Below are 22,026 nucleotides of genomic sequence, written 5' to 3' on the forward strand. Positions count from 1 at the left end.
GGCCATGGCCCGGCGGAGAAGCGCCGCAGGGCGGGGAGACCTCGTTGGAGGTTTCCCCGCCCTGCGGCTCAGTCGGCGCCCCTCAGGGCGTCACCGCTAGCTGCAGCCGCTGGTCGAGCCGCAGCCCTCGCAGATGTAGCAGGAGCCGGCTCGCTGCATCTTGGTGCCGCAGGAGAAGCAGAGCGGGGCGTCGGCCTGGATGCCGAGCTGCATCTCGACGAGTTCGGCGCTGGTGTGGGCCTGCTTGGGGGCGGGCTTGACCGACTCGGCCTCGGCCTTGGGCGTCGCGACCGCCTTCAGCTCGGTCTGGCGCGGGGCGGACTGGGCCAGACCCTCGACGTCGACCTCGTCGTCGGCCGGCTCGTAGGAACCGGTCTCCAGGTGACGCTGACGCTCCTCGGCGGAGTGGATGCCGAGCGCGGAGCGGGTCTCGAAGGGCAGGAAGTCCAGCGCCAGGCGGCGGAAGATGTAGTCGACGATCGACTGCGCCATCCGCACGTCCGGGTCGTCCGTCATACCGGCCGGCTCGAAGCGCATGTTGGTGAACTTCGAGACGTAGGTCTCCAGCGGCACGCCGTACTGGAGGCCGACGGAGACGGCGATGGAGAAGGCGTCCATCATGCCCGCGAGCGTCGAACCCTGCTTGGACATCTTCAGGAAGACCTCGCCGAGACCGTCGTCCGGGTAGGAGTTGGCGGTCATGTAACCCTCGGCGCCGCCGACCGTGAAGGACGTGGTGATGCCGGGACGGCCCTTGGGCAGGCGCTTGCGCACCGGACGGTACTCGACGACCTTCTCGACCGTCTCGCGGATGGTCGCCTCGGCCTTCGCGGTCACCTCGGCCTTCTCGTCCTCCTTCTTCTTGGCGGAGAGCGGCTGGCCGACCTTGCAGTTGTCGCGGTAGATCGCGAGCGCCTTGACGCCCAGCTTCCAGGCCTCGAAGTAGATCTCCTCGACCTCCTCGACGGTCGCCGTCTCCGGCATGTTGACCGTCTTGGAGATGGCGCCGGAGATCCACGGCTGGATCGCGGCCATCATGCGAACGTGGCCCATCGGGGAGATGGCGCGCTCGCCCATGGCGCAGTCGAACACCTCGTAGTGCTCGGTCTTGAGGCCCGGGGCGTCGATCACATTGCCGTGCTCGGCGATGTGGGCGACGATCGCCTCGATCTGCTCCTCCTGGTAGCCCAGGCGGCGCAGGGCCTGCGGGACCGTGCCGTTGACGATCTGCATCGAGCCGCCGCCGACGAGCTTCTTGAACTTCACCAGCGCGAGGTCGGGCTCCACACCGGTGGTGTCGCAGGACATCGCCAGACCGATGGTGCCGGTCGGGGCGAGCACGGACGCCTGGGAGTTACGGAAACCGTTCTGCTCGCCGATGCGCACGACGTCCTGCCAGGCCTCCGTGGCGGCGGCCCACACCGGGCTGTCCAGGTCGTCCGTGCGGACGGCCGTCGCGTTGGCGTCGGCGTGCTGCTTCATGACGCGCTTGTGGGCGTCGGCGTTGCGGGCGTAACCGTCGTACGGGCCGACGATCGCGGCCAGCTCTGCGGAGCGGCGGTAGGCGGTGCCCGTCATCAGGGAGGTGATGGCGGCGGCGAGCGTGCGGCCGCCGTCGGAGTCGTACGCGTGGCCGGTGGCCATCAGCAGGGCGCCGAGGTTGGCGTAGCCGATGCCGAGCTGGCGGAAGGCGCGGGTGTTCTCACCGATCTTCTCGGTGGGGAAGTCCGCGAAGCAGATCGAGATGTCCATCGCGGTGATGACCAGCTCGACGACCTTCTGGAAGCGCTCGCTCTCGAAGGACTGGTTGCCCTTGCCGTCGTCCTTGAGGAACTTCATCAGGTTCAGCGAGGCGAGGTTGCAGGACGTGTTGTCCAGGTGCATGTACTCGCTGCACGGGTTCGACGCGGTGATCCGGCCGGACTCGGGGCAGGTGTGCCAGTGGTTGATCTGGTCGTCGTACTGGATGCCCGGGTCAGCGCAGGCCCAGGCCGCCTCCGCGATCTTGCGGAACAGCGCCTTGGCGTCGACCTCCTCGATGACCTCACCGGTCATGCGGGCGCGCAGGCCGAAGTTGGTGCCGCCCTCGACCGCCTTCATGAACTCGTCGTTCACGCGGACGGAGTTGTTGGCGTTCTGGTACTGGACGGACGTGATGTCGTCGCCGCCCAGGTCCATGTCGAAGCCCGCGTCGCGCAGGACGCGGATCTTCTCCTCCTCGCTGACCTTCGTCTGGATGAAGTCCTCGATGTCGGGGTGGTCGACGTCGAGGACGACCATCTTGGCCGCGCGGCGGGTGGCGCCACCGGACTTGATGGTGCCGGCGGAGGCGTCGGCGCCCCGCATGAAGGAGACAGGGCCGGAGGCGTTGCCGCCGGAGGAGAGCAGTTCCTTGGAGGAGCGGATGCGGGACAGGTTCAGACCGGCACCCGAACCGCCCTTGAAGATCATGCCCTCTTCCTTGTACCAGTCGAGGATCGACTCCATGGAGTCGTCGACGGACAGGATGAAGCAGGCGGAGACCTGCTGGGGCTGCGGCGTGCCGACGTTGAACCAGACCGGGCTGTTGAAGCTGAAGATCTGGTGCAGAAGGGCGTAGGCCAGCTCGTGCTCGAAGATCTCGGCGTCGGCGGGCGAGGCGAAGTACTTGTAGTCCTCGCCGGCCTTCCGGTACGTCTTCACGATGCGGTCGATGAGCTGCTTGAGGCTCACCTCACGCTGCGGGGTGCCGACGGCACCGCGGAAGTACTTGCTGGTGACGATGTTGACCGCGTTCACCGACCAGAAGTCGGGGAACTCGACGCCACGCTGCTCGAAGTTGATCGAGCCGTCGCGCCAGTTGGTCATGACGACGTCGCGGTGCGCCCACTCGACCTCGTCGTACGGGTGCACGCCGGGGGTCGTGTGGATGCGCTCGATGCGCAGTCCCTTGGTGGCCTTGGTGCCCTTCGCTCGGGAACCTCGTGCCGGACCGCTCGCCGTCTCTGTCATGCCGCCTCCCTGTCGGGCAAAACGCCCTGAAGTGCCCCGATGTTCCCAGGACACGTGTTCTGTCTTGCGTCGCGGGCACCTTCGGCGCCACCCGCGACAGGTCTTCGTGAGCCGCCCTCCGGCCGGGCTCGGGGATCGTTCCCGTCCTCCGGCCGACCGGTCATTCGGCGGCGTGCGCGGGCACCGGGACCTGAGGGGTCCTCGGCTGCCCGGCTTGGTCCTCCTGGCGCCCCGCTTCCGTTTCCTCGCCGTCCGCGGCGGGGCCGCGCGTCGTCTCCCTCAGCTCCGCGATCGCGGCCTCGAAGTCCTCGAGCGAGTCGAACGCCCGGTAGACGGAGGCGAATCGCAGGTAGGCGACGAGGTCGAGCTCCTGCAGCGGACCGAGTATGGCCAGCCCCACGTCGTGGGTGGTCAGCTCGGCGCTTCCGGTGGCCCGTACCGCCTCCTCGACCCGCTGCCCGAGCTGCGCGAGCGCGTCCTCGGTGACCGGCCGTCCCTGACATGCCTTGCGCACGCCGTTGATGACCTTGGTCCGGCTGAACGGCTCGGTGACTCCGGACCGCTTGACCACCATGAGCGAGCACGTCTCCACGGTCGTGAAACGACGGGAGCAGTCAGGGCACTGGCGGCGCCTGCGGATCGACGTGCCGTCGTCGGTCGTACGACTGTCGACCACACGGCTGTCGGGGTGCCTGCAGAAGGGGCAGTGCATGATCTCCAACCCTCCTCACAGCAGACTCGATGGCCTCGCCGGACCTCAGGAGCCCCGCGAAGCAGCACCTAAGCATAGGCGATCGCGGAGGTGCGGAAGACCCCAGGACCGGCAACGAACACAACTTGTGGGTATCTGTAGCCATCCAACCACTACATGTGGGGATCACCTCGAACACCGAGGCAGATACGCGTGTCGCCGCGCGAAAACGGGTAAAGGGCAGGCGCGGGGGCGCATCGAGGGGACACGCGGGGCTCCCGTGCGACCCGAGGAGAGGCCCGGGGCTACGGTGAACACCACCCGGAACTCTTTGCGCGCGGGCGTCCGGCTTCGGCCCGCGGCGGGACCCGGGAGAGGTCGACCGGGAACTCCGTCGAGGTCCGACATCACCCGGAAGCTGCCGGTAGAACCCCGGATGGCACACTGATCGAGGCGCGCGAGGACGCCCGCCCGGTGGTGAAGAGTACAGCAATGGGCATTTTGCCCACCGGGAGCGCGTAAGCCATACACCTGGACACTTGATCGCGTCAGTCGAATCGCACTTTTTCACTCGAACGTGTGTTTGGCGCAACCTTTCGAAAGCAACTACCGTTGTGCAGCAGGGAGACCGATCGAGAGGGGCCGACGTGACCACCACCGCCGACAGTGCCACCATCACTGCCCAAGGCCGAGCCGACGGCCGGACCGAGCCGGTGCACGCGATGAACGAAGCCGCGAATCCCGAGGGACACAAGCGCTCCCTCCCGGGACGACCTCCAGGCATCCGCGCGGACAGCTCGGGACTCACCGACCGGCAGCGCCGGGTGATCGAGGTCATCCGGGACTCCGTGCAGCGGCGGGGCTACCCGCCGTCCATGCGCGAGATCGGCCAGGCCGTCGGCCTCTCCAGCACCTCCTCCGTCGCGCACCAGCTCATGGCGCTGGAGCGCAAGGGCTTCCTGCGCCGCGACCCGCACCGCCCGCGCGCCTACGAGGTCCGGGGTTCGGACCAGGCCGTGACCGTGCAGCCCACGGACACGGCGGGCAAGCCGGCCGCCTCGTACGTCCCGCTGGTCGGCCGCATCGCGGCGGGCGGTCCGATCCTCGCCGAGGAGTCGGTCGAGGACGTCTTCCCGCTGCCCCGGCAGCTGGTCGGTGACGGCGAACTGTTCGTGCTCAAGGTCGTCGGCGACTCCATGATCGAGGCCGCGATCTGCGACGGCGACTGGGTCGCCGTGCGCCGCCAGCCCGTCGCGGAGAACGGCGACATCGTGGCGGCCATGCTCGACGGCGAGGCGACCGTGAAGCGCTTCAAGCGCGAGGACGGCCACGTCTGGCTCCTCCCGCACAACGCCGCCTACGAGCCCATCCCCGGCGACGACGCGACGATCCTGGGCAAGGTCGTCGCGGTACTCCGCCGCGTGTGACCCTCGCGGCGGACCGGGCCCCTCGCAGCCCGTCCCCCTGACCGGGCCCCGGAACCCCTGCGCCGGTTCCGGGGCCCCTGCCTTTCCCCTCCGTCTCGTACGGTCGAGTGTCGCCTCTCGGTGCCTCATGGGGTCGCGCGTTCGCCCGCGGTCCGTGCGGTCACCCCCCTCGGCCGCCCCTTCCTTTGCGCCTACTCGCCCTCCGTCTGCTTCGCCGCCGCGTCGATCGCCGCGAGCGACTTGCGCACCTGGTTACGGTCCGTCGTGTACCAGAACTCGGGCAGTGACGCCTTCAGATACTGGCCGTACCGCGCGGTGGCCAGGCGCTGATCCAGCACCGCTACGACACCCCGGTCGCCGGTGGCCCGCACCAGGCGGCCGGCGCCCTGCGCCATGAGCAGGGCGGCATGGGTGGCGGCGACCGCCATGAAGCCGTTGCCGCCCGCGTCCTCCACCGCCTTCTGGCGGGCGCTCATCAGCGGGTCGTCCGGGCGCGGGAACGGGATCTTGTCCATCACGACGAGCTGACAGCTCGGCCCCGGCACGTCGACGCCCTGCCACAGCGACAGCGTGCCGAAGAGGCAGGTCTTGGGGTCCGCCGCGAAGTTCTTGATCAGCTCACCGAGCGTCTCCTCGCCCTGGAGCAGGATCGGGAACTCGGGGATGCGCACCCGCAGCTCCTCGGCGGCGAGCTGAGCTGCCCGCATCGAGGAGAAGAGACCTAGCGTGCGGCCGCCGGCGGCCTGGATCAGCTCGGTCAGCTCGTCCAGCATGTCGGTGCGGTCGCCGTCCCGCGCGGGGCGGGCGAGGTGCTTGGCGACGTAGAGGATGCCCTGCCGGGGGTAGTCGAACGGGGAGCCGACGTCGATCCCCTTCCACTGCGGCAGGTCCTCGCCCTCCTGCCCCTCGGGGGCGAGCCCCAGGGACGCGCCGACGCCGTTGAAGTCGCCGCCGAGCTTGAGGGTCGCCGAGGCGAGGACGACGCTGCGGTCCGCGAAGAGCTTCTCCCTGAGCAGCCCGGAGACCGACATGGGGGCCACGCGCAGGGAGGCACCGAAGCGGTCGTGGCGTTCGTACCAGACGACGTCCCACTCCGAGCCGTTCAGCACCCGCTCGGCCACACCGTGCACCGTCTCCACGGAGGCCAGCGCCTGCTTGCGCACCGCGTCCTCGTCCTGGACCGACTTGTCGCGGGTCGAGCCGAGCGCGGTGATGACCGTGCGGGCGGCGTCGCGCAGCGCGGCCAGGGCGTAGCCGAGGTCCTCCGGGATCTCCTCCAGGCGGCCGGGCAGCGCCAGCTCCATCAGCCGCTCGAAGCCCTCGGCGGCGGTCTGGAGCTGGTCGGCGGCCTTCTCGTTGACCAGCTTGGCCGCGCGGCGGACAGCGCGGTTGACCTGGCCGGACGTGAGCTCGCCGGTGGCGGCGCCGGTGACCCGGGAGACGAGTTCGTGCGCCTCGTCCACGATCAGCACCTCGTGCTGGGGCAGCACCGGGGCGCCCTCGATGGCGTCGATCGCGAGGAGGGCGTGGTTCGTGACGACGACCTCGGCCAGTTTGGCGCGCTCGCGAGCCATCTCCGCGAAGCACTCGGCGCCGTAGGCGCACTTGGTCGCGCCCAGGCACTCCCGCGAGGACACCGACACCTGCGCCCAGGCGCGGTCGGAGACACCGGGGGTGAGGTCGTCGCGGTCGCCGTTCTCCGTCTCGTCCGACCAGTCGCGCAGGCGGAGCAGGTCCTGGCCCAGTTTGCTGGTGGGGGCGGCCGCCTCGAACTGGTCGAAGAGGCCGTCCTCCTCGTCCTGCGGCATACCTTCGTGGAGCCGGTGCAGGCAGAGGTAGTTCGACCTGCCCTTGAGCATGGCGAACTCCGGGCGGCGCCGCAGCAGCGGGTGCAGGGCGTCCACCGTGCGCGGCAGGTCGCGCTCCACGAGCTGGCGCTGGAGCGCGAGCGTGGCCGTGGCGACGACGACCCGCTCCCCGTGGGCGAGCGCGGGCACGAGATAGCCGAGCGACTTTCCGGTGCCTGTGCCGGCCTGGACCAGCAGATGGGAACCGTCGTCGATCGTTTCCGCGACCGCTTCGGCCATCGTGACCTGGCCGGGGCGCTCCGTGCCGCCGACGGCGGCGACGGCGGCGTGGAGGAGTTCGGGGAGTGAGGGCTTCGTCATAGCCCGACCACCCTACGGCCCCCGACTGACAATCGGCCGACCGAACAGGGGACGGGAGCGGAGGGGGTGATCACTGCGCCTTCCCGGGCGGACTTTCTCGGATCTTTTTTCGACGGGGCGGAACTAGCGGGGATCGCCGCACGTACAACATGTGACGGACCCGCGACCCTGCGTCACAGGAAGAGGGGGCGGGGCCGGTCACGGACCATGAGGACGGCTCGCTTGCCGGGCAGGTCGACCTCGGCGGCGCGCCGGAATCCGGCGCTCAGGAAAGCGGCCACGGAGGGGGTGTTGCGCATGTCCGGTTCCGCGACGACACGGGTGCAGAAGGGACGGCGGTCCAGGATCAGGTCGGCGACGGCCTCGAGCAGGACCGACCCCAGCCCTCGCCCCCGGTGGGAGGCGTCGCCGATCAGCAGGTGGATACCCGTGTCGTGAGGGCGGGCCGGGTAGTGCCGGGCCAGGGGGTCCAGGTCGGCCCGGTAGATCTCCCAGTAGCCGACGGGCGTGCCGTCCAGGACGCCCAGACACGGCGCGCTGCGTCCGTCACCGTCGAGCTGCGCCCGTAGATGGCTCTCGGTCGTGCTCACGGGTCCGGCCAGCTCCCAGAAGGCGGCCACCACCGGGTCGTTCATCCAGCGGTGGACGAGCGCGAGATCCCGCGCCGGGCGCACCGGGACCAGCTCGAACCGGCCCACCGGGGTGGCGACCGCGCCCCAGGTCGCGGGGGCGTCGAGCGGGTCGTCGCCCGCCAGGAGCGGACCCGGCCTGCGCACGGTGAGGAACTCGCTTGTGGAAGACACCGGTTGCTCCGCTCTGGAAGGAGGGTGACTCGCGGAAGAGAGGAAAGGAAGGGGAACGGCCCCGGAAGGGAACGTCAGGAATGGAGGGGATTGGCGATGGTGACGTAGACGGACTGCGTGTCGACCGGGCCGACCAGTTCGTCCAGGCCGTGCAGCCGCGTCAGCAGATTGGCCTTGCAGCGCAGGACGGGTGAGTCGAGGAGGTGGCCGGGCAGGGAGCTGCGCAGCGCGGCAGGTCCCGAGGCGGCGGCATCCAGGAATCGGCGGAAGGCGGCGAGCAGGAGGCGCTCGTCGGCCAGCGCCTGCGAACCGAACGCGCCGATCAGGCCGAACACGTTGTTGATGGCGAGGTAGTAGGCGAAGCGCTCGTCGGTGACCTCGTCGGAGACGAAGGTGTCGCTCTGCTTCCCGATCCCGGGCAGCCGGGCGTCGAGTTCGGCCCGGCGGGACTCACGGAAGTAATAGCCCTGGTTGTCGCGGTAGCGGCCGCCGACGGGCCAGCCGTCCCGGTCGAGCAGCAGCAGGGTGTTCTGCTGGTGCGCCTCCAGGGCGATCCCCGCTTCGCTGTCGAGCCACAGCACGGGACGGACGACCTGTTCGAGATAGCGCAGGAACCACTCCGCGGCGACGGCTCCCACCGGGCGGCCGGTGCGGGTGGCGAGGCGAGCGACGAGCCGGGCCAGCCGGGAGCGCAGCGGCCAGGGGTCCTGGGCCGGTGCGGCGTCGGTGCCGGGTGCGGCGAGCGGGCGCGGGGAGACCAGTCCGGCGACGCAGCCCGCGTCGTCGGCCGGGAGGAAGGGGTTGTGCCGGATCATCACGTCCAGCCCGGGCAGCGGCTGTCCGTCCGGGCCGTCCACGGCGAGCCAGGCCGGGTCGCGGACGATGTCGAACGAGGGGTGCGCGGCGCGCCACTCCTCGGACAGGCCGGTGCGCAGCAGGCGGTGCACCTCGACGCCCCGGTGCAGTTCCTTGCGCAGGTTCTCACGACGGGAGTTGGTGATGCGCAGACCGAGGGAGAGCTTGAGCATCGCGGGGGCGCCGGAGCGGTGGACGGTGCGGACGGAGGAGGTGGGATGCCAGTCGGGGCCGAGCGGGCCGAGGTCGCGGAGCAGGCCGGCGTCGAGGAGCGCGGCGACAGGGGGGCGGTGCCGTAGTTCGCGGGCCTGCCAGGGGTGCAGGGGCAGGGCGGCGTGGTCCTCGGGGAGGGAGAGGTCGATTCCGGCGAGGCGCCGGGTGAGTTCGGAGGCGGTGACGCTTCGACCGCGCTCGGTCCACGCCGAGTCGGCGGCGAGAAGGGAGGGGGACACGGCCATCCAGTGCAGCGGGAAGGAGCCGTGGGTCTCGGGAGCGTAGCGGCGGGCCTCGGATTCGGTGAGTCCCTCGCGGCTCTTAGGAGCCGGGTGCAGGGGGTGGCCGAGGAGGAGGGACTGTTCGGCGGCGAGGAAGAGGTCGGGGCCGTCGGCGGGATGCGCGCGGCGTTCACCCAGGAAGGCGGCGGTGTTGCGCAGCGAGTCGGCGACCCTGGCGACGAGGTCGGCGCCGTCACCGGCGGGCCGCTCGGGGCCGGAGGTGTCGCTGCTCTGTCCTGCTGTCTCCCGGAAGAGCAGCGCGGCGAGGGTCACCGCGTCGACGGGCGGCGCCTGTTCGGGGGCGCTGTCGAGGCGGGGCAGCCCGAAGCGGTGCCAGCCGGCCGGGGACCAGTGGCGGACGGGCACGGTCAGAGCGGTGCCGCTTGCGGGCAGCGGGAGATGGAGCGTGCTCTCGTCCGGTACGGCGACGCCGGTCTCGCGGACCCAGCAGCGCAGCAGGTTCTCGACGGCCGCCGCCTGGGCGACGGTGAGCGGGTCCGGGTGCTCCAGCGGGTCGGCGCCGGACTCCCCCTGCCGCACGGGGTCCGGGGCGCGTCGCTTCTGCTGCGGGACGGCCTCGGCGAGCGGCGCCGGAGCGGGTGTGGGAGCGGACGGTGCGCCGGGATCGAGCGGTTCGTCGGGAGTCTCGGAACGGCCGTCGGGTGCGGGTGTGGCGGTCAAGACGGCTCCTCGGGGCTGTGCGGGTGTGCGGGGTGGTTCAGGGTGGCGATGGGTCGGGAGGGCAGGGATGAGGGAGTTGTGTGGCGCGGGGGTGGGGGCGTCCGGGTGTGGTCGCCCGTCCGTCGTGCGGCCGGTTCGGCGCGACGGTGGTGTCCGGGCCGGGGGGGGTGGCCCGTTGGTCCCGCTTCGGTGGGCGGGACAATTCGGCGGCGTGGGCTGCGGGGTGGGTCCGGGCCGCTGGGGTCGGCGGTGGTGTTCGGACCACCGTGGCCGGACACCGCTTCGCAACCGCTGTGGCTGACCGGGGTGTCGGGAGTACCGCCGTCGGTCGGGCCAGTCGGGTCGAGGCGTTCGGCCGAGGGGTTCGGGCGGCGTGTGCTAGCCGGTGCGTTCGGCCGGGATGGCGGGCCGTCGGGGCGGGGTGGCGTGGCCCGGGTGGTGGCGGGCCGCGGCCGTCACCGCGTCGGTGAGGCGGTCCAGGACCGCCGCCGCCTGTTCGTCGGTGATGGTGAGCGGCGGCAGGAGGCGTACGACGGAGTTGTGGCGTCCGCCGAGTTCCACGATCAGGCCGCGGTCGAGGCACTCCCGCTGGACGGCGAGGGCGAGTTCGGGGTCGGCCTGGTGAGGGGCGGCTGTGGTGCCCGGTGCGCAGGGGTCGGCACCGGGAGCCGCGCTCGGGGCCTCCGGGTTCACCAGTTCGACACCGATCATCAGCCCGCGTCCCCGTACGTCCCCGACGCAGGGGAACCGGCTCTGCAGTTCCCGCAGTTGAGCCAGCATCCGGGTGCCCAGGGCGGCGGCGCGGTCGGCCAGGCCGTTCTCGCGGACGTAGGCCAGGGTCGCGGTGCCCGCGGCCATGGCGAGCTGGTTGCCCCGGAAGGTGCCCGCGTGGGCGCCGGGGCGCCAGACGTCGAGGTCCTCGCGGTAGACGACCACGGCCAGCGGGAGGCTGCCACCGATGGCCTTGGACAGGACCATCACGTCGGGAGTGATGCCGCTGTGGTCGACGGCCCAGAAGGCGCCGGTCCGGCCGACACCGGTCTGCACCTCGTCGGCGATGAGCGGGACGGACCGGTCGGCGGTGATCCGGCGCATCCGGCGCAGCCAGTCGTCCGGGGCCGGGAGCACCCCGCCCTCGCCCTGGACGGGTTCGAGGATCATCCCGGCCGGCAGCGGGACACCGGACTTGGGGTCGTCGAGGAGGGACTCGGTCCAGCGGGCGGAGAGTTCGGCGCCGTGCGCACCGCCGACGCCGAAGGGACACCGGTAGTCCTGCGGATAGGGCAGCCGGGCGACCCGCACCTCGTCGGCGCCGCCGGAGACGGCGAGGGCACCCGCGGTCATGCCGTGGTAGGCGCCGGTGAAGGCGAGGACGCCGGTGCGGCCGGTGGCGGCCCGGACCAGTTTGAGCGCGGCCTCGACCGCGTCGGTGCCCGCGGGCCCGCAGAACTGCACCCGCGCGCGGTCGGCCAGCCCGGGCGGCAGGGTGTGGAACAGCTCGGTGGTGAACCGGTCCTTGACCGGCGTCGCCAGGTCCAGGACCGAGAGCGGGGCGCCGGAGTCGAGGACCGTGCGGATGGCCTCCAGCACGACCGGGTGGTTGTGGCCGAGCGCGAGGGCTCCGGCGCCGGAGAGGCAGTCCAGGTAACGGCGGCCGTCGGCGCCCTCGATGGTCAGACCGCGTGCCCGCACCGGCACGATGGGCAGCGCGCGGGCATAGGTGCGGGCCGCGGACTCGCGCGCCGACTGGCGCCCGAGAATCCCCTCGTGCACGGCCGGGGCTGCCCCGTACGCGCCTCCAGCCTCCGACTCGGTCACGGCCACGGCTCGCTGTCCTCCCCGCTGTCCACAGGCGAGTTGATGGTCGGGGGCCGGGCACCGGCCACGGACCCCCAACCGCTACCAACCGCCCACCGGCCCACGGGTTACGGGTTGCCCCAAGATCCTTGCCGTGACGTAACCGTTGCGGTCCTGTCGGAAGTCCCCCACGGCGACCGCATAGTGTGTGTTCCCGTTCCCAGTCGGCCACGACTTCGGCACGAACTCGCCCCGAGCAGACCGCCGATGACAGGCCGAAGCACCATATTCCTTCACAGCAGGGGGAGTCACGACCATGCGATCCATACGTCCGTCGTCCGTCGTTCGCCGGGGAGGGGGTGGCGGCCGCAGAACGCTGGTGGCCGTCGCGCTCGCCTCCGCGCTCGCGATGACGGCCACCGCCTGTGGCGGCGACGACAACGCGAGCGGTTCACCGACGGCAGCGGCGGGCGCGGGCGCTCTGGGCGACGGCAGGGCCAGGGTTCCGGGTGACCTCAGCAAGAAGCTGAGGGAGCACGGCATCGACATGGACAAGTGGAAGAACGGCGCCTGGAAGAACTGGGACCGGGACGACTGGCTTCGCGAGGCCAACGACTTCATCAACCCGATCATCAAGGGTCTGTGGGACCCCGACCGGATGCGCGACGCCGACGACCCGGCCAAGAGCGTCGGTGACGGCGACCTCTCCGGCGACCAGGGCGTGACGGACCCGACGCCGCAGCCGGTGCAGGCGCAGTCGGTCAGGGCGCCGTACCACGTCAACGCCGCCACCTCGGGCAAGGTGTTCTTCGACGCCCCCAAGGGCACGATGGTCTGCTCGGCGACGGTCGTGCAGGACCCGGCGCACCCCGGCAAGTCCAACCTCATCTGGACGGCGGGGCACTGTGTGCACGCGGGCAAGAAGGGCGGCTGGTACCGCAACATCGCCTTCGTGCCGTCGTACAACAACCAGAGCCTCTCGCCCGCCGAGATGAAGACCGCCTCGCGGGCGGAGGTCGCGCCGTACGGGGTGTGGTGGGCCGACTCGGCGAAGACCTCGCAGCAGTGGATCGACGGCGGCGGTGAGACCGGCGGCAACGGCGCCTCGTACGACTTCGCGGTGATCCATGTGACGCCGGAGCAGGGCAGCGGCGGCAAGTCGCTGGAGGAGACGGTCGGCGGTGCGCTGCCGGTGGACTTCGACGCCCCGGCGGCGACCGACGTGCAGAGCCTCACGGCGAGCGGCTATCCGGCGGCGGCGCCGTTCAACGGGCAGCGGCTGTACCAGTGCACCGACAAGCCGGGCCGGCTGTCGATCGCCAAGGCGGACCCCACGATGTACCGCATCGGCTGCACCATGACGGGCGGTTCCTCCGGCGGCGGCTGGGTGGAGGCGGGCGTTGACGGCAAGCCGACGCTGGTCTCCAACACCTCCATCGGCCCGGCCTCCTCGGGCTGGCTGGCGGGCCCCCGGCTCGGTGAGGTGGCCAAGGGCGTGTACGACTCGGTCAGCAGGCAGTTCGCCGGGAACTGAGTCCCGCGCGCGACGAACCCCGGGCATGACGAGGCCCCGCCGTCCCTCTCCTCAACGGAAGGGTCGGCGGGGCCTCGTCGTGTGCGTCAGGCCGTGGCCGCGGGCGTGTACGGCGCCAGCTCGGCGGCCAGTTCCGCGTGCACCCGGACCTTGATCAGGGTGCCCTCGCCCGTGTGCTCCTCGGAGAGCACCTCGCCCTCGGTGTGGGCGCGGGCGACGAGCTTGCCGTGCGTGTACGGGACGAGCGCCTCGACCTCGACCGAGGGGCGGGGCAGCTCGTCGTCGATCAGCGCGAGCAGCTCTTCGAGGCCCTGGCCGGTGCGCGCCGAGACCGCGATGGACCGCTTCTCGACCCGCAGCAGCCGCTGGAGGACCAGCGGGTCGGCGGCGTCCGCCTTGTTGATCACGACGATCTCGGGCACGTCGGTGGCGCCGACCTCCCGGATCACCTCGCGCACGGCGGCGAGCTGCTCCTCCGGGACGGGGTGCGAGCCGTCCACCACGTGCAGGATGAGGTCGGAGTCGCCGACCTCCTCCATGGTGGAGCGGAACGCCTCGACCAGGTGGTGCGGCAGGTGCCGGACGAAGCCCACGGTGTCGGCCAGCGTGTACACCCGGCCGCTCGGGGTCTCCGCGCGGCGGACGGTCGGGTCCAGGGTCGCGAACAGCGCGTTCTCGACCAGGACGCCGGCGCCGGTGAGGCGGTTGAGCAGGGAGGACTTGCCCGCGTTGGTATAACCCGCGATGGCGACGGAGGGCACCTTGTTGCGCCGGCGCTCCTGCCGCTTGACCTCGCGGCCGGTCTTCATCTCCGCGATCTCCCGGCGCATCTTCGCCATCTTCTCGCGGATACGGCGCCGGTCCGTCTCGATCTTGGTCTCACCGGGACCACGCGTGGCGAGGCCGCCGCGACCGCCACCCATCTGCCGGGACAGCGACTGACCCCAGCCGCGCAGCCTGGGCAGCATGTACTGCATCTGAGCCAGCGCGACCTGCGCCTTGCCCTCGCGGGACTTGGCGTGCTGGGCGAAGATGTCGAGGATCAGGGCCGTACGGTCGATGACCTTGACCTTGACGACGTCCTCCAGCTGGATGAGCTGGCCGGGGCTCAGCTCACCGTCGCAGATCACGGTGTCGGCGCCGGTCTCGAGCACGACGTCGCGCAGTTCGAGCGCCTTGCCGGAGCCGATGTAGGTGGCCGCGTCGGGCTTGTCGCGGCGCTGGATCACGCCATCGAGCACGAGGGCGCCCGCCGTCTCGGCGAGGGCGGCCAGCTCCGCGAGGGAGTTGTCCGCGTCCGCCGCGGTGCCGGTGGTCCACACACCGACGAGCACGACCCGCTCCAGACGGAGCTGCCGGTACTCGACCTCGGTGACGTCCTCCAGCTCGGTGGACAGTCCCGCGACCCGGCGCAGGGCCGCGCGCTCGGAGCGGTCGAACTGGTCGCCGTCCCGCTCGCCGTCGATGTCGTGACTCCAGGCGACGTCCTCTTCCATCAGGGCATCGGCCCGAAGCCCTTCGGGGTAGGCGTGCGCGCGGCGCTTGGAGTCCTGGGAAGGGGAAGAAGAGGAGGTCATTGGGTCCTTACGTCGGAGGGGGTGCGGTCCGGTCGCCGAAGTGGGCGCCGGACATCAGGGACAACGTTCTGGTACCCCGGGAGATTCCCCGGGTACCGTGCCGCGCCGCCCGAAGATGTTCGCACGGCGCGGCATGTCCCGTCACCGCGTTATCGCGGGGCGGGAGAAGCCCGGGGCGGAAGGATCGCGGGGCGGGAGAAGCCCGGGGCGGAAGGCGCTGCGGCCCGGCTCCGGGGCTCAGGCGCCGCCCTTGGGACGCCCCGCTTCCTTGGTCGGCGCGGGCGGGGCCGGCTTCCAGTCCGGGTGGCCGGGCATCGGCGGGGTCTTCGCGCCGTAGAGCCAGTCCCGGAAGAAGCCGCTCAGGTCGCGCCCGCCGATCGAGGAGGCGAGCCGGACGAAGTCGGCGGTCCCGACGCTGGAGTCCCGGTTCTGCTGGACCCAGATCTTCTCCAGGCGCTCGAAGGCGGGGCGGCCGATCTCCTGGCGCAGGGCGTAGAGGACGAGCGCGGCGCCGTCGTAGACGTTGGGGCGGAAGATGCCGATCTTCTGGCCGGGGGCGGGCGGCTTGGGGCGTCCGGGCGGGCCGCCGGCCTCGCGCCAGCGGTCGGAGGCGCCGTAGGCGGCCTTCATCCGGTCCGCCATGGGCCGGTCCGCCTTCTCCTGGGCGTACAGCTCCTCGTACCAGGTGGCGTGCCCCTCGTTCAGCCACACGTCCGACCAGGTGCGGGGGCTGACGCTGTCGCCGAACCACTGGTGGGACAGCTCGTGCACCATGACCGACTCGATGTACCACTTCGGGTAGGCGGGCTCGGTGAAGATGTCCTTCTCGAACAGGGAGAGGGTCTGCGTCTCCAGCTCGAACCCGGTGCTGGCCTGTGCCATCAGCACGCCGTAGGTCTCGAAGGGATACGGGCCGACCTTGCTCTCCAGCCAGGAGATCTGGCCGGGCGTCTTGGCGAGCCAGCGCTCGAGGGTCTTGCGGTCGGCGGTGGGGACGACGTCGCGCACCGGCAGTCCGTGCGGGCCTTTGCGGTGGACGACCGTGGAGCGGCCGATGGAGACCTGGGCGAGTTCGGTGGCCATGGGGTGCGCGGAGCGGTAGGACCAGGTGGTGGTGCGAGTGCCCCGGGCGGTGCCGGTCGGCAGTCCGTTGGCCACGGCCGTGTAGTCGTTCGGGGCGGTGATCCGGAAGGTGAACATCGCCTTGTCGGACGGGTGGTCGTTGCACGGGAAGACCAGGTGCGCGGCGTCGGCCTGGTTGGCCATGGCGAGGCCGTCCGTGGTGCGCACCCAGCCGCCCTCCCGGTCCTTCGCGGCGACCGGGTCGCTGGTGTGCCGCACGGTGATCCGGGTCCAGCTCCCCAGGGGCAGCGGGTGGTCGGGGGTCACGACCAGGTCCTCCCCGGCGCCGGTGAACGCGGCCGGGCGCCCGTCGACCTCGACGGACTCGACGGCGCCGTGGGCGAAGTCGAGGTTGAGGCGGCGAAGCGTGGCGGTCGTCCGGGCCCGGATGGTGGTGACGGCGCTCAGCGGCTTGTCGTTGCGGCCGGAGTAGGTGAAGGCGAGGTCGTACGACGCCACGTCGTAGCCGGGGTTGCCCAGGGCCGGGTAGAGCCGGTCACCGACGCCCAGGGGTTCGGCGGGGGCTCCGGCGGCGACCAGGCAGACCGCGACGGCGGAGGCGAGCAGGCCCGCCGTGGAGCGGCGTGCGCGACGGAGGCCGGGGATCGGACGCGAGTGGAGGTTGAACGACATGCCCCACCGCTACCAGCGCGCCACCGCGCCACGGCGACGGCGCGCGCCCGGCCCACCCGATCGGGTTGCGTCCGTGGCCCATGAACAGCCCCGTGATCGGAGGAGTCGGGTCCCGGCGCACGGCGCGCGGCGCAGACGCGCCCCGAGGGGCGGCTCGCACTCGGGACACGCGCCCCGGCGCTCAGGAAGCGGGCCCCTGCGCCCGGTTCACGTCGTACACCCCCGGCACGTCGCGCATCGCGCGCATCAGCGCCGGGAGCCGTGCCGAGTCGGGGAGTTGGAGCGTGTAGCTGTGGTGGACGCGCTGCTCGGTCGGCGGGGCCACGGTCGCGGAGATGATCTCGGCGCCCTCCAGTGCCATCACCTCGGTGAGGTCTGCCAGCAGATGCGGGCGGCCGAACGATTCAGCGACCAGGGTGACCCGGCAGCCGGCGCTGTCCCCCCAGCGCACACCGACCTCCGTGCGCCCCCGCTCCCTCATGCGCTCCGCCACGGCGCACTCGGCGCGGTGCACGGTCACCGCTCCCCCCCGCACGGCGAAGCCCTTGATGTCGTCGGGCGGCACGGGCGTACAGCACCCGGCAAGCCGTACGGCGGCCCCCGGCATGTCCGCGATCACATCGGCGCCCGGCGGGGGCTCGGCGGGGGCACCGGCGGTGGGACGCCCCGGAGCCGCTTCCTCGGCGGGAGGCTGTGCTTCGGCGGGCGTCGCGTCGTCACCGGGATGGGCCGCGAGCCACCGCTGGATGGCGATGCGCGCGGCCGGGGTATGGGCGTGCTCCAGCCATTCGCGGGAGGGCTCGGAGGCGGGGTCCTGGCCCATGAGGAGTTGCACGGTGTCGCCGTCGTGCAGGACGGTGCTGAGCCGGGCGAGGCGGCCGTTGACGCGGGCGCCGATGCAGGCGTGGGCGTCGTCGCCGTACTGCGCGTAGGCCGCGTCGACGCAGGTGGCGCCCTCGGGCAGCCCCAGGGTGCCGCCGTCGGGGCGGACGACGGTGATCTCGCGGTCCTGGGCGAGGTCCTCGCGCAGGGTGGACCAGAAGGTGTCGGGATCGGGCGCGGCGCGCTGCCAGTCGAGGAGGCGGGAGAGCCAGCCGGGGCGGGTGGGGTCGACGCGCTCGCCGTCGGCCGCCGCGGACTGTTCCTCGGGCGCGGTGTAGGGGTTGCCGAGCGCGATCACGCCCGCCTCTGCGGTGCGGTGCATCTGGTGGGTACGGATGAGGACTTCGGCGATCTGGCCGTCGGCGCGGGCGACGGCGGTGTGCAGCGACTGGTACAGGTTGAACTTCGGGACGGCGATGAAGTCCTTGAACTCCGAGACGACCGGGGTCATACAGGTGTGCAGCTCGCCGAGGACGCCGTAGCAGTCGGCGTCCTCGTTCACGAGGACGAGCAGCCGGCCGAAGTCGGTGCCGCGCAGTTCGCCGCGTTTGCGGCTGACGCGGTGCAGGGAGACGAAGTGCCTGGGCCTGATGAGGACTTCGGCGGGGATGTCGGCCTCGCGCAGCACCGCGCGGACCTCTTCGGCGATCTCTTCGAGCGGGTCGTCGGCGCGGGCCGCGTTCCGTGCGATGAGTTCTCTGACGGTCCGGTACTCCTCCGGGTGGAGGATGGCGAAGACCAGGTCCTCCAGCTCGGTCTTGAGTGCCTGCACACCCAGGCGTTCGGCGAGCGGGATGAGGACATCGCGGGTGACCTTGGCGATGCGCGCCTGTTTCTCGGGGCGCATCACGCCGAGGGTGCGCATGTTGTGCAGGCGGTCCGCGAGCTTGATCGACATCACGCGCACGTCGTTGCCGGTGGCGACGAGCATCTTGCGGAAGGTCTCGGGCTCGGCGGCGGCTCCGTAGTCGACCTTCTCCAGCTTGGTGACGCCGTCGACCAGATAACGGACCTCCTCCCCGAACTGCTCCCGCACCTGGTCCAGCGTCACCTCGGTGTCCTCGACGGTGTCGTGGAGCAGGGAGGCGACCAACGTGGTCGTCTCAGCGCCGAGTTGAGCCAGGATCAGGGTGACGGCGAGGGGGTGGGTGATGTACGGCTCGCCGCTCTTGCGCATCTGGCCGCGGTGCGAGGACTCCGCGAGCAGATAGGCGCGGCGCAGCGGGTCGAGGTCGGCGTCGGGGTGGTGGGCGCGGTGGGCCTCGGCCACGTGCCCGATGGCGGCCGGGAGCTTGCCCCGGGTGGTGGGGCCCAGCAGCGCGGCCCGGCCGAGGCGGCGCAGGTCGATGCGTGGCCGGGCCTTCTTGCGGGCCACGGTGGGCGCTGTGGGCGCTACCGGGCCGGCGGTCGCAGGGTTCGTGGCCTCCGCACTCATGGGCACCTCCGGCTCGTGGACCGGTGGACGGGGCTGCAGGGCGTACGCGGCTCAGGGATGGCGACGTTCCCCCGTCCGTGCCGGTGCTTGATGCTACCGAGCCCATCACGCGCGACCGACCGCCTCCCGCCGAGCGTGAAACGGATCACCCATTCGAGCGATGGAAACGAGGTTTGAGATTTGCGCCACCTGGCCTGAAGTCGCCTGCGGTTTCGAACCGGGCCGGTGGCGCAGCCGTTGCCGCCCCGGCGTCCCGAGACGTCGGAGCCGGGGTCCGGCCTGGTCAGCCGAGTGTGTTCGCCAGCCATGCGGCATCGATCTCGCCTTCGGCGACGATCACGGCGGGGCCCGTCATCTCGATCTCTCCGTCGGGTCGCTCGGTGATGACCAGGCGGCCGCCGGGCACGTCCACGGTGTACGTGGCCGGCAGGCCGGTCACGGCCGGGTCGGCGCCGTCGCGGCGGGCGGTGGCCACGGCGACGGCGCAGGCGCCGGTGCCGCAGGAGCGGGTCTCGCCGGAGCCGCGCTCGTGCACGCGCATGGCGACGTGCCGGGGGGCCCGGTCGGCCACGAACTCGACGTTGACGCCCTCGGGATAGGCACCGGCGGGGCTCACGGGCGGCGCCGTGTACAGGTCGCCCGCGTGGTCCAGCTCGTCCACGAAGGCGACGGCGTGCGGATTGCCCATGTTGACGTTCCGCGCGGGCCAGCTCCGCTCGCCGACGGTCACCGTGACCTCGCCGTCGGGCAGGGTCGCGCGGCCCATGCCGACGGTGATGTCGCCCTGGCCGTCGAGAGAGGCGGCCTTGTCGATGTGGACGCGCTTCACTCCGCCGCGGGTGGCGATCGCGAGGTCACCTGCGCCCACATGTCCGGCGTGCTGGAGGTAGCGCGCGAACACCCGGACGCCGTTGCCGCACATCTCCGCGATCGAGCCGTCGCTGTTGCGGTAGTCCATGAACCACTCGGCCTCGTCGGCCATGTCCCTGGCCTCGGGGTGGGCGGCGGACCGCACCACGTGCAGCACTCCGTCACCCCCGATGCCGGCGCGGCGGTCGCACAGGGCGGCGACGGCGGCCGGGGACAGGTCGAGGGCGTTGTCGGGGTCCGGGACGATCACGAAGTCGTTCTCGGTGCCGTGGCCCTTGAGGAAGGCGATCCGCGTGCTCATGGATTCGATCGTACGGCGTCACGCGCGAGGCCGTTGTGCGGGCCGTCGCCCTGTGGACAACGCGCAGCCGCCCGGGGGAAACCCTGTGGACAACGCCCCGCCGCCTGCCGAGGGGCGCGCTCAGCGCAGCCGGGCCACCCGCCACACGGCGAGGACGGCGACGACGGCGACCACCAGCGCATAGGCGAGCACGACCCGCCAGTCCGGGCGGCGGCCGGAGCCGCGCGCGGGCAGACCCGGCCAGGTGTAGCCGACGCGGCGGGCGGCCATCATGCCCCAGCCGGCCGCGCAGGAGCAGATCAGCAGGCCCAGCATGGCGATCACCGCGCCGCTGTCGCCGAAGTCGAAGGCGAGCGGGAAGGCGAACATCAGGGAGCCGACCGCGGCCAGGCCCACGATGGGTGCCAGTTGCCAGATGCGCAGCCGCCGCTGCGGCCGCAGCTCGACCTCGACCTCCGGACCGCTCGCGTACATCTCCTCGGGCGTGGGTCCGTCGGCGGTCACGCCGCCCGTCACGTCCTCGGGTCCGTCGTCGGTCAGTCGGTCCTCGCCCCGGTCCGGCCCGTCACCGTCGGTGGTGACGTGCTCGGTGCCTGGTGCGGTGTCACGAGGGCCGGCCTCCATCGCCACGCGCCCTCCCAACTAGGACTTCCACTGGTCGATCGAAGCTCGATGATGGCACGGCGCCGATGGCCGCGTTGACCGGCGGCGCATCCCGATGCCATGACGTGATCAGGCTGTAACCGGTCGTTCGACCAAGGCGAGCGCCCGCTCAGGGAGTTCCCCGCGGTCCGCCGCGGCGCCGCTCAGCCACTCCACCCGGGGATCGCGGCGGAACCAGGTGTCCTGGCGGCGCGCGAAGCGCTTGGTGGCGCGCACGGTTTCGGCGCGCGCCTCGTCTTCGGTGCACTCCCCGCTCAGCGCCGACAGAAGCTGCTGGTAGCCGAGCGCGCGGGACGCGGTACGGCCCTCGCGCAGCCCCCTGGCCTCCAGCGCGCGCACCTCGTCCACGAGCCCGGCCTCCCACATGACGTCGACGCGGCGCGCGATGCGCTCGTCCAGTTCGGGGCGGGCGACGTCGACGCCGATCTGGACCGTGTCGTAGATCGAGTCGTGGCCGGGGAGGTTGGCCGTGAAGGGCTTGCCGGTGATCTCGATCACCTCCAGGGCGCGGACGATGCGGCGGCCGTTGCCCGGCAGGATGGCGCGGGCGGCGTCGGGGTCGGCGGCGGCCAGGCGCGCGTGCAGGGCGCCGGGTCCGCGCAGGGTCAACTCCTCCTCCAGGCGCGCCCTGACCTCGGGGTCGGTGCCGGGAAACTCCAGGTTGTCGATGGCGCCGCGCACATAGAGGCCGGACCCGCCGACCAGGATGGGCCAGCGGCCCTCGGCGAGCAGCGCGTCGATCCGCGCGCGGGCGAGCTTCTGGTACTCGGCAACGGAGGCGGTGACCGTCACGTCCCAGATGTCCATGAGGTGGTGCGGCACGCCGCCGCGCTCCTCCTCGGTCAGCTTGGCGGTGCCGATGTCCATGCCCCGGTAGAGCTGCATGGAGTCGGCGTTGATGACCTCGCCGCCCAACTGCTGGGCCAGGAAGACGCCGAGATCGGATTTTCCGGCCGCGGTGGGTCCGACGACGGCGATGACACGGGGGGCGCGGGGTGCACTGCTCACCGCACCAGTCTCGCAAACCCCGGGCCCGGCCTCCCACGCGTGACGCTTCGAGGGCGGCGGGCGAGATGTGAATCCCGAGCGGATACGGCGTGTG

14 protein-coding genes are annotated in these 22,026 nt (G+C 71.8%); 2 read left to right on the forward strand and 12 right to left on the reverse strand.

The features are described from left to right. Positions 1-96 precede the first annotated feature (96 nt). Together ACWEEU_RS19390 and nrdR are read right to left on the reverse strand one after the other, a co-directional pair. A complete protein-coding gene (locus ACWEEU_RS19390) occupies positions 97-2,991 on the reverse strand; it encodes a vitamin B12-dependent ribonucleotide reductase (RefSeq protein ID WP_385747777.1) in 2,895 nt (964 codons plus the stop codon). Positions 2,992-3,151: 160 nt separating this feature from the next. Beyond that, entirely contained in the window at positions 3,152-3,703 is a 552-nt protein-coding gene (gene nrdR / locus ACWEEU_RS19395; RefSeq protein WP_385747775.1) for a transcriptional regulator NrdR, read from the reverse strand. Positions 3,704-4,329: 626 nt separating this feature from the next. On the opposite strand from nrdR, the gene lexA reads away from it, so the two are divergent. After that, positions 4,330-5,109 carry a transcriptional repressor LexA gene (lexA, locus tag ACWEEU_RS19400; RefSeq protein WP_385747773.1) on the forward strand — a complete coding sequence of 260 codons (780 nt, stop codon included), beginning with the start codon at positions 4,330-4,332 and terminating at the stop codon, positions 5,107-5,109. A 191-nt stretch (positions 5,110-5,300) separates the two neighbouring features. Here lexA and ACWEEU_RS19405 read toward each other — a convergent pair whose 3' ends face one another. The 4 genes from ACWEEU_RS19405 to ACWEEU_RS19420 all read right to left on the reverse strand — a co-directional run bounded on the left by ACWEEU_RS19405 (position 5,301) and on the right by ACWEEU_RS19420 (position 11,934). Further along, positions 5,301-7,277 (reverse strand): ATP-dependent DNA helicase, encoded by a 1,977-nt coding sequence (locus ACWEEU_RS19405; protein WP_385747771.1) that lies wholly within the window; start codon positions 7,275-7,277, stop codon positions 5,301-5,303. Between the two features lie 173 nt (positions 7,278-7,450). Continuing rightward, a complete protein-coding gene (locus ACWEEU_RS19410) occupies positions 7,451-8,260 on the reverse strand; it encodes a GNAT family N-acetyltransferase (RefSeq protein ID WP_451733893.1) in 810 nt (269 codons plus the stop codon). Then, positions 8,155-10,110, reverse strand: a complete 1,956-nt coding sequence (locus ACWEEU_RS19415) for an IucA/IucC family protein (RefSeq protein WP_451733819.1) — start codon at positions 10,108-10,110, stop codon at positions 8,155-8,157. Before ACWEEU_RS19415 ends, ACWEEU_RS19410 begins: the two co-directional genes overlap by 106 nt. 378 nt (positions 10,111-10,488) lie before the next feature. Next, positions 10,489-11,934, reverse strand: a complete 1,446-nt coding sequence (locus ACWEEU_RS19420) for a diaminobutyrate--2-oxoglutarate transaminase family protein (RefSeq protein ID WP_451733821.1) — start codon at positions 11,932-11,934, stop codon at positions 10,489-10,491. 289 nt (positions 11,935-12,223) lie between these two features. On the opposite strand from ACWEEU_RS19420, the gene ACWEEU_RS19425 reads away from it, so the two are divergent. Continuing rightward, on the forward strand, positions 12,224-13,441 hold the full coding sequence (locus tag ACWEEU_RS19425; RefSeq protein ID WP_451733823.1) for a trypsin-like serine peptidase: 1,218 nt from the start codon (positions 12,224-12,226) through the stop codon (positions 13,439-13,441). 86 nt (positions 13,442-13,527) lie between these two features. On the opposite strand, the gene hflX is transcribed toward ACWEEU_RS19425, so the two are convergent. The 6 genes from hflX to miaA form a co-directional block, all read right to left on the reverse strand. Next, entirely contained in the window at positions 13,528-15,018 is a 1,491-nt protein-coding gene (gene hflX / locus ACWEEU_RS19430; RefSeq protein ID WP_385747763.1) for a GTPase HflX, read from the reverse strand. A 237-nt stretch (positions 15,019-15,255) separates the two neighbouring features. Then, positions 15,256-16,773 (reverse strand): M1 family metallopeptidase, encoded by a 1,518-nt coding sequence (locus ACWEEU_RS19435; RefSeq protein ID WP_451733825.1) that lies wholly within the window; start codon positions 16,771-16,773, stop codon positions 15,256-15,258. 181 nt (positions 16,774-16,954) lie between these two features. Beyond that, a complete protein-coding gene (locus ACWEEU_RS19440) occupies positions 16,955-19,090 on the reverse strand; it encodes a RelA/SpoT family protein (RefSeq protein WP_385747759.1) in 2,136 nt (711 codons plus the stop codon). A gap of 283 nt (positions 19,091-19,373) precedes the next feature. Next, positions 19,374-20,261, reverse strand: a complete 888-nt coding sequence (dapF, locus tag ACWEEU_RS19445) for a diaminopimelate epimerase (RefSeq protein WP_451733827.1) — start codon at positions 20,259-20,261, stop codon at positions 19,374-19,376. A 120-nt stretch (positions 20,262-20,381) separates the two neighbouring features. Next, on the reverse strand, positions 20,382-20,885 hold the full coding sequence (locus ACWEEU_RS19450; RefSeq protein ID WP_385747779.1) for a hypothetical protein: 504 nt from the start codon (positions 20,883-20,885) through the stop codon (positions 20,382-20,384). Between the two features lie 108 nt (positions 20,886-20,993). Beyond that, entirely contained in the window at positions 20,994-21,932 is a 939-nt protein-coding gene (gene miaA, locus ACWEEU_RS19455; protein WP_385747755.1) for a tRNA (adenosine(37)-N6)-dimethylallyltransferase MiaA, read from the reverse strand. Positions 21,933-22,026: the final 94 nt, after the last annotated feature.

Source organism: Streptomyces sp. NPDC005004 (assembly GCF_053600675.1).

What these genes read in the sequence shown, in the direction of transcription:
- ACWEEU_RS19390 (WP_385747777.1), bottom strand. Translation starts at nt 2,991, where the DNA reads ATGACAGAGACGGCGAGCGGTCCGGCACGAGGTTCCCGAGCGAAGGGC.
- nrdR (WP_385747775.1), bottom strand. Translation starts at nt 3,703, where the DNA reads ATGCACTGCCCCTTCTGCAGGCACCCCGACAGCCGTGTGGTCGACAGT.
- ACWEEU_RS19405 (WP_385747771.1), bottom strand. Translation starts at nt 7,277, where the DNA reads ATGACGAAGCCCTCACTCCCCGAACTCCTCCACGCCGCCGTCGCCGCC.
- ACWEEU_RS19425 (WP_451733823.1), top strand. Translation starts at nt 12,224, where the DNA reads ATGCGATCCATACGTCCGTCGTCCGTCGTTCGCCGGGGAGGGGGTGGC.
- hflX (WP_385747763.1), bottom strand. Translation starts at nt 15,018, where the DNA reads ATGACCTCCTCTTCTTCCCCTTCCCAGGACTCCAAGCGCCGCGCGCAC.
- ACWEEU_RS19435 (WP_451733825.1), bottom strand. Translation starts at nt 16,773, where the DNA reads ATGTCGTTCAACCTCCACTCGCGTCCGATCCCCGGCCTCCGTCGCGCA.
- ACWEEU_RS19440 (WP_385747759.1), bottom strand. Translation starts at nt 19,090, where the DNA reads ATGAGTGCGGAGGCCACGAACCCTGCGACCGCCGGCCCGGTAGCGCCC.
- dapF (WP_451733827.1), bottom strand. Translation starts at nt 20,261, where the DNA reads ATGAGCACGCGGATCGCCTTCCTCAAGGGCCACGGCACCGAGAACGAC.
- ACWEEU_RS19450 (WP_385747779.1), bottom strand. Translation starts at nt 20,885, where the DNA reads ATGGAGGCCGGCCCTCGTGACACCGCACCAGGCACCGAGCACGTCACC.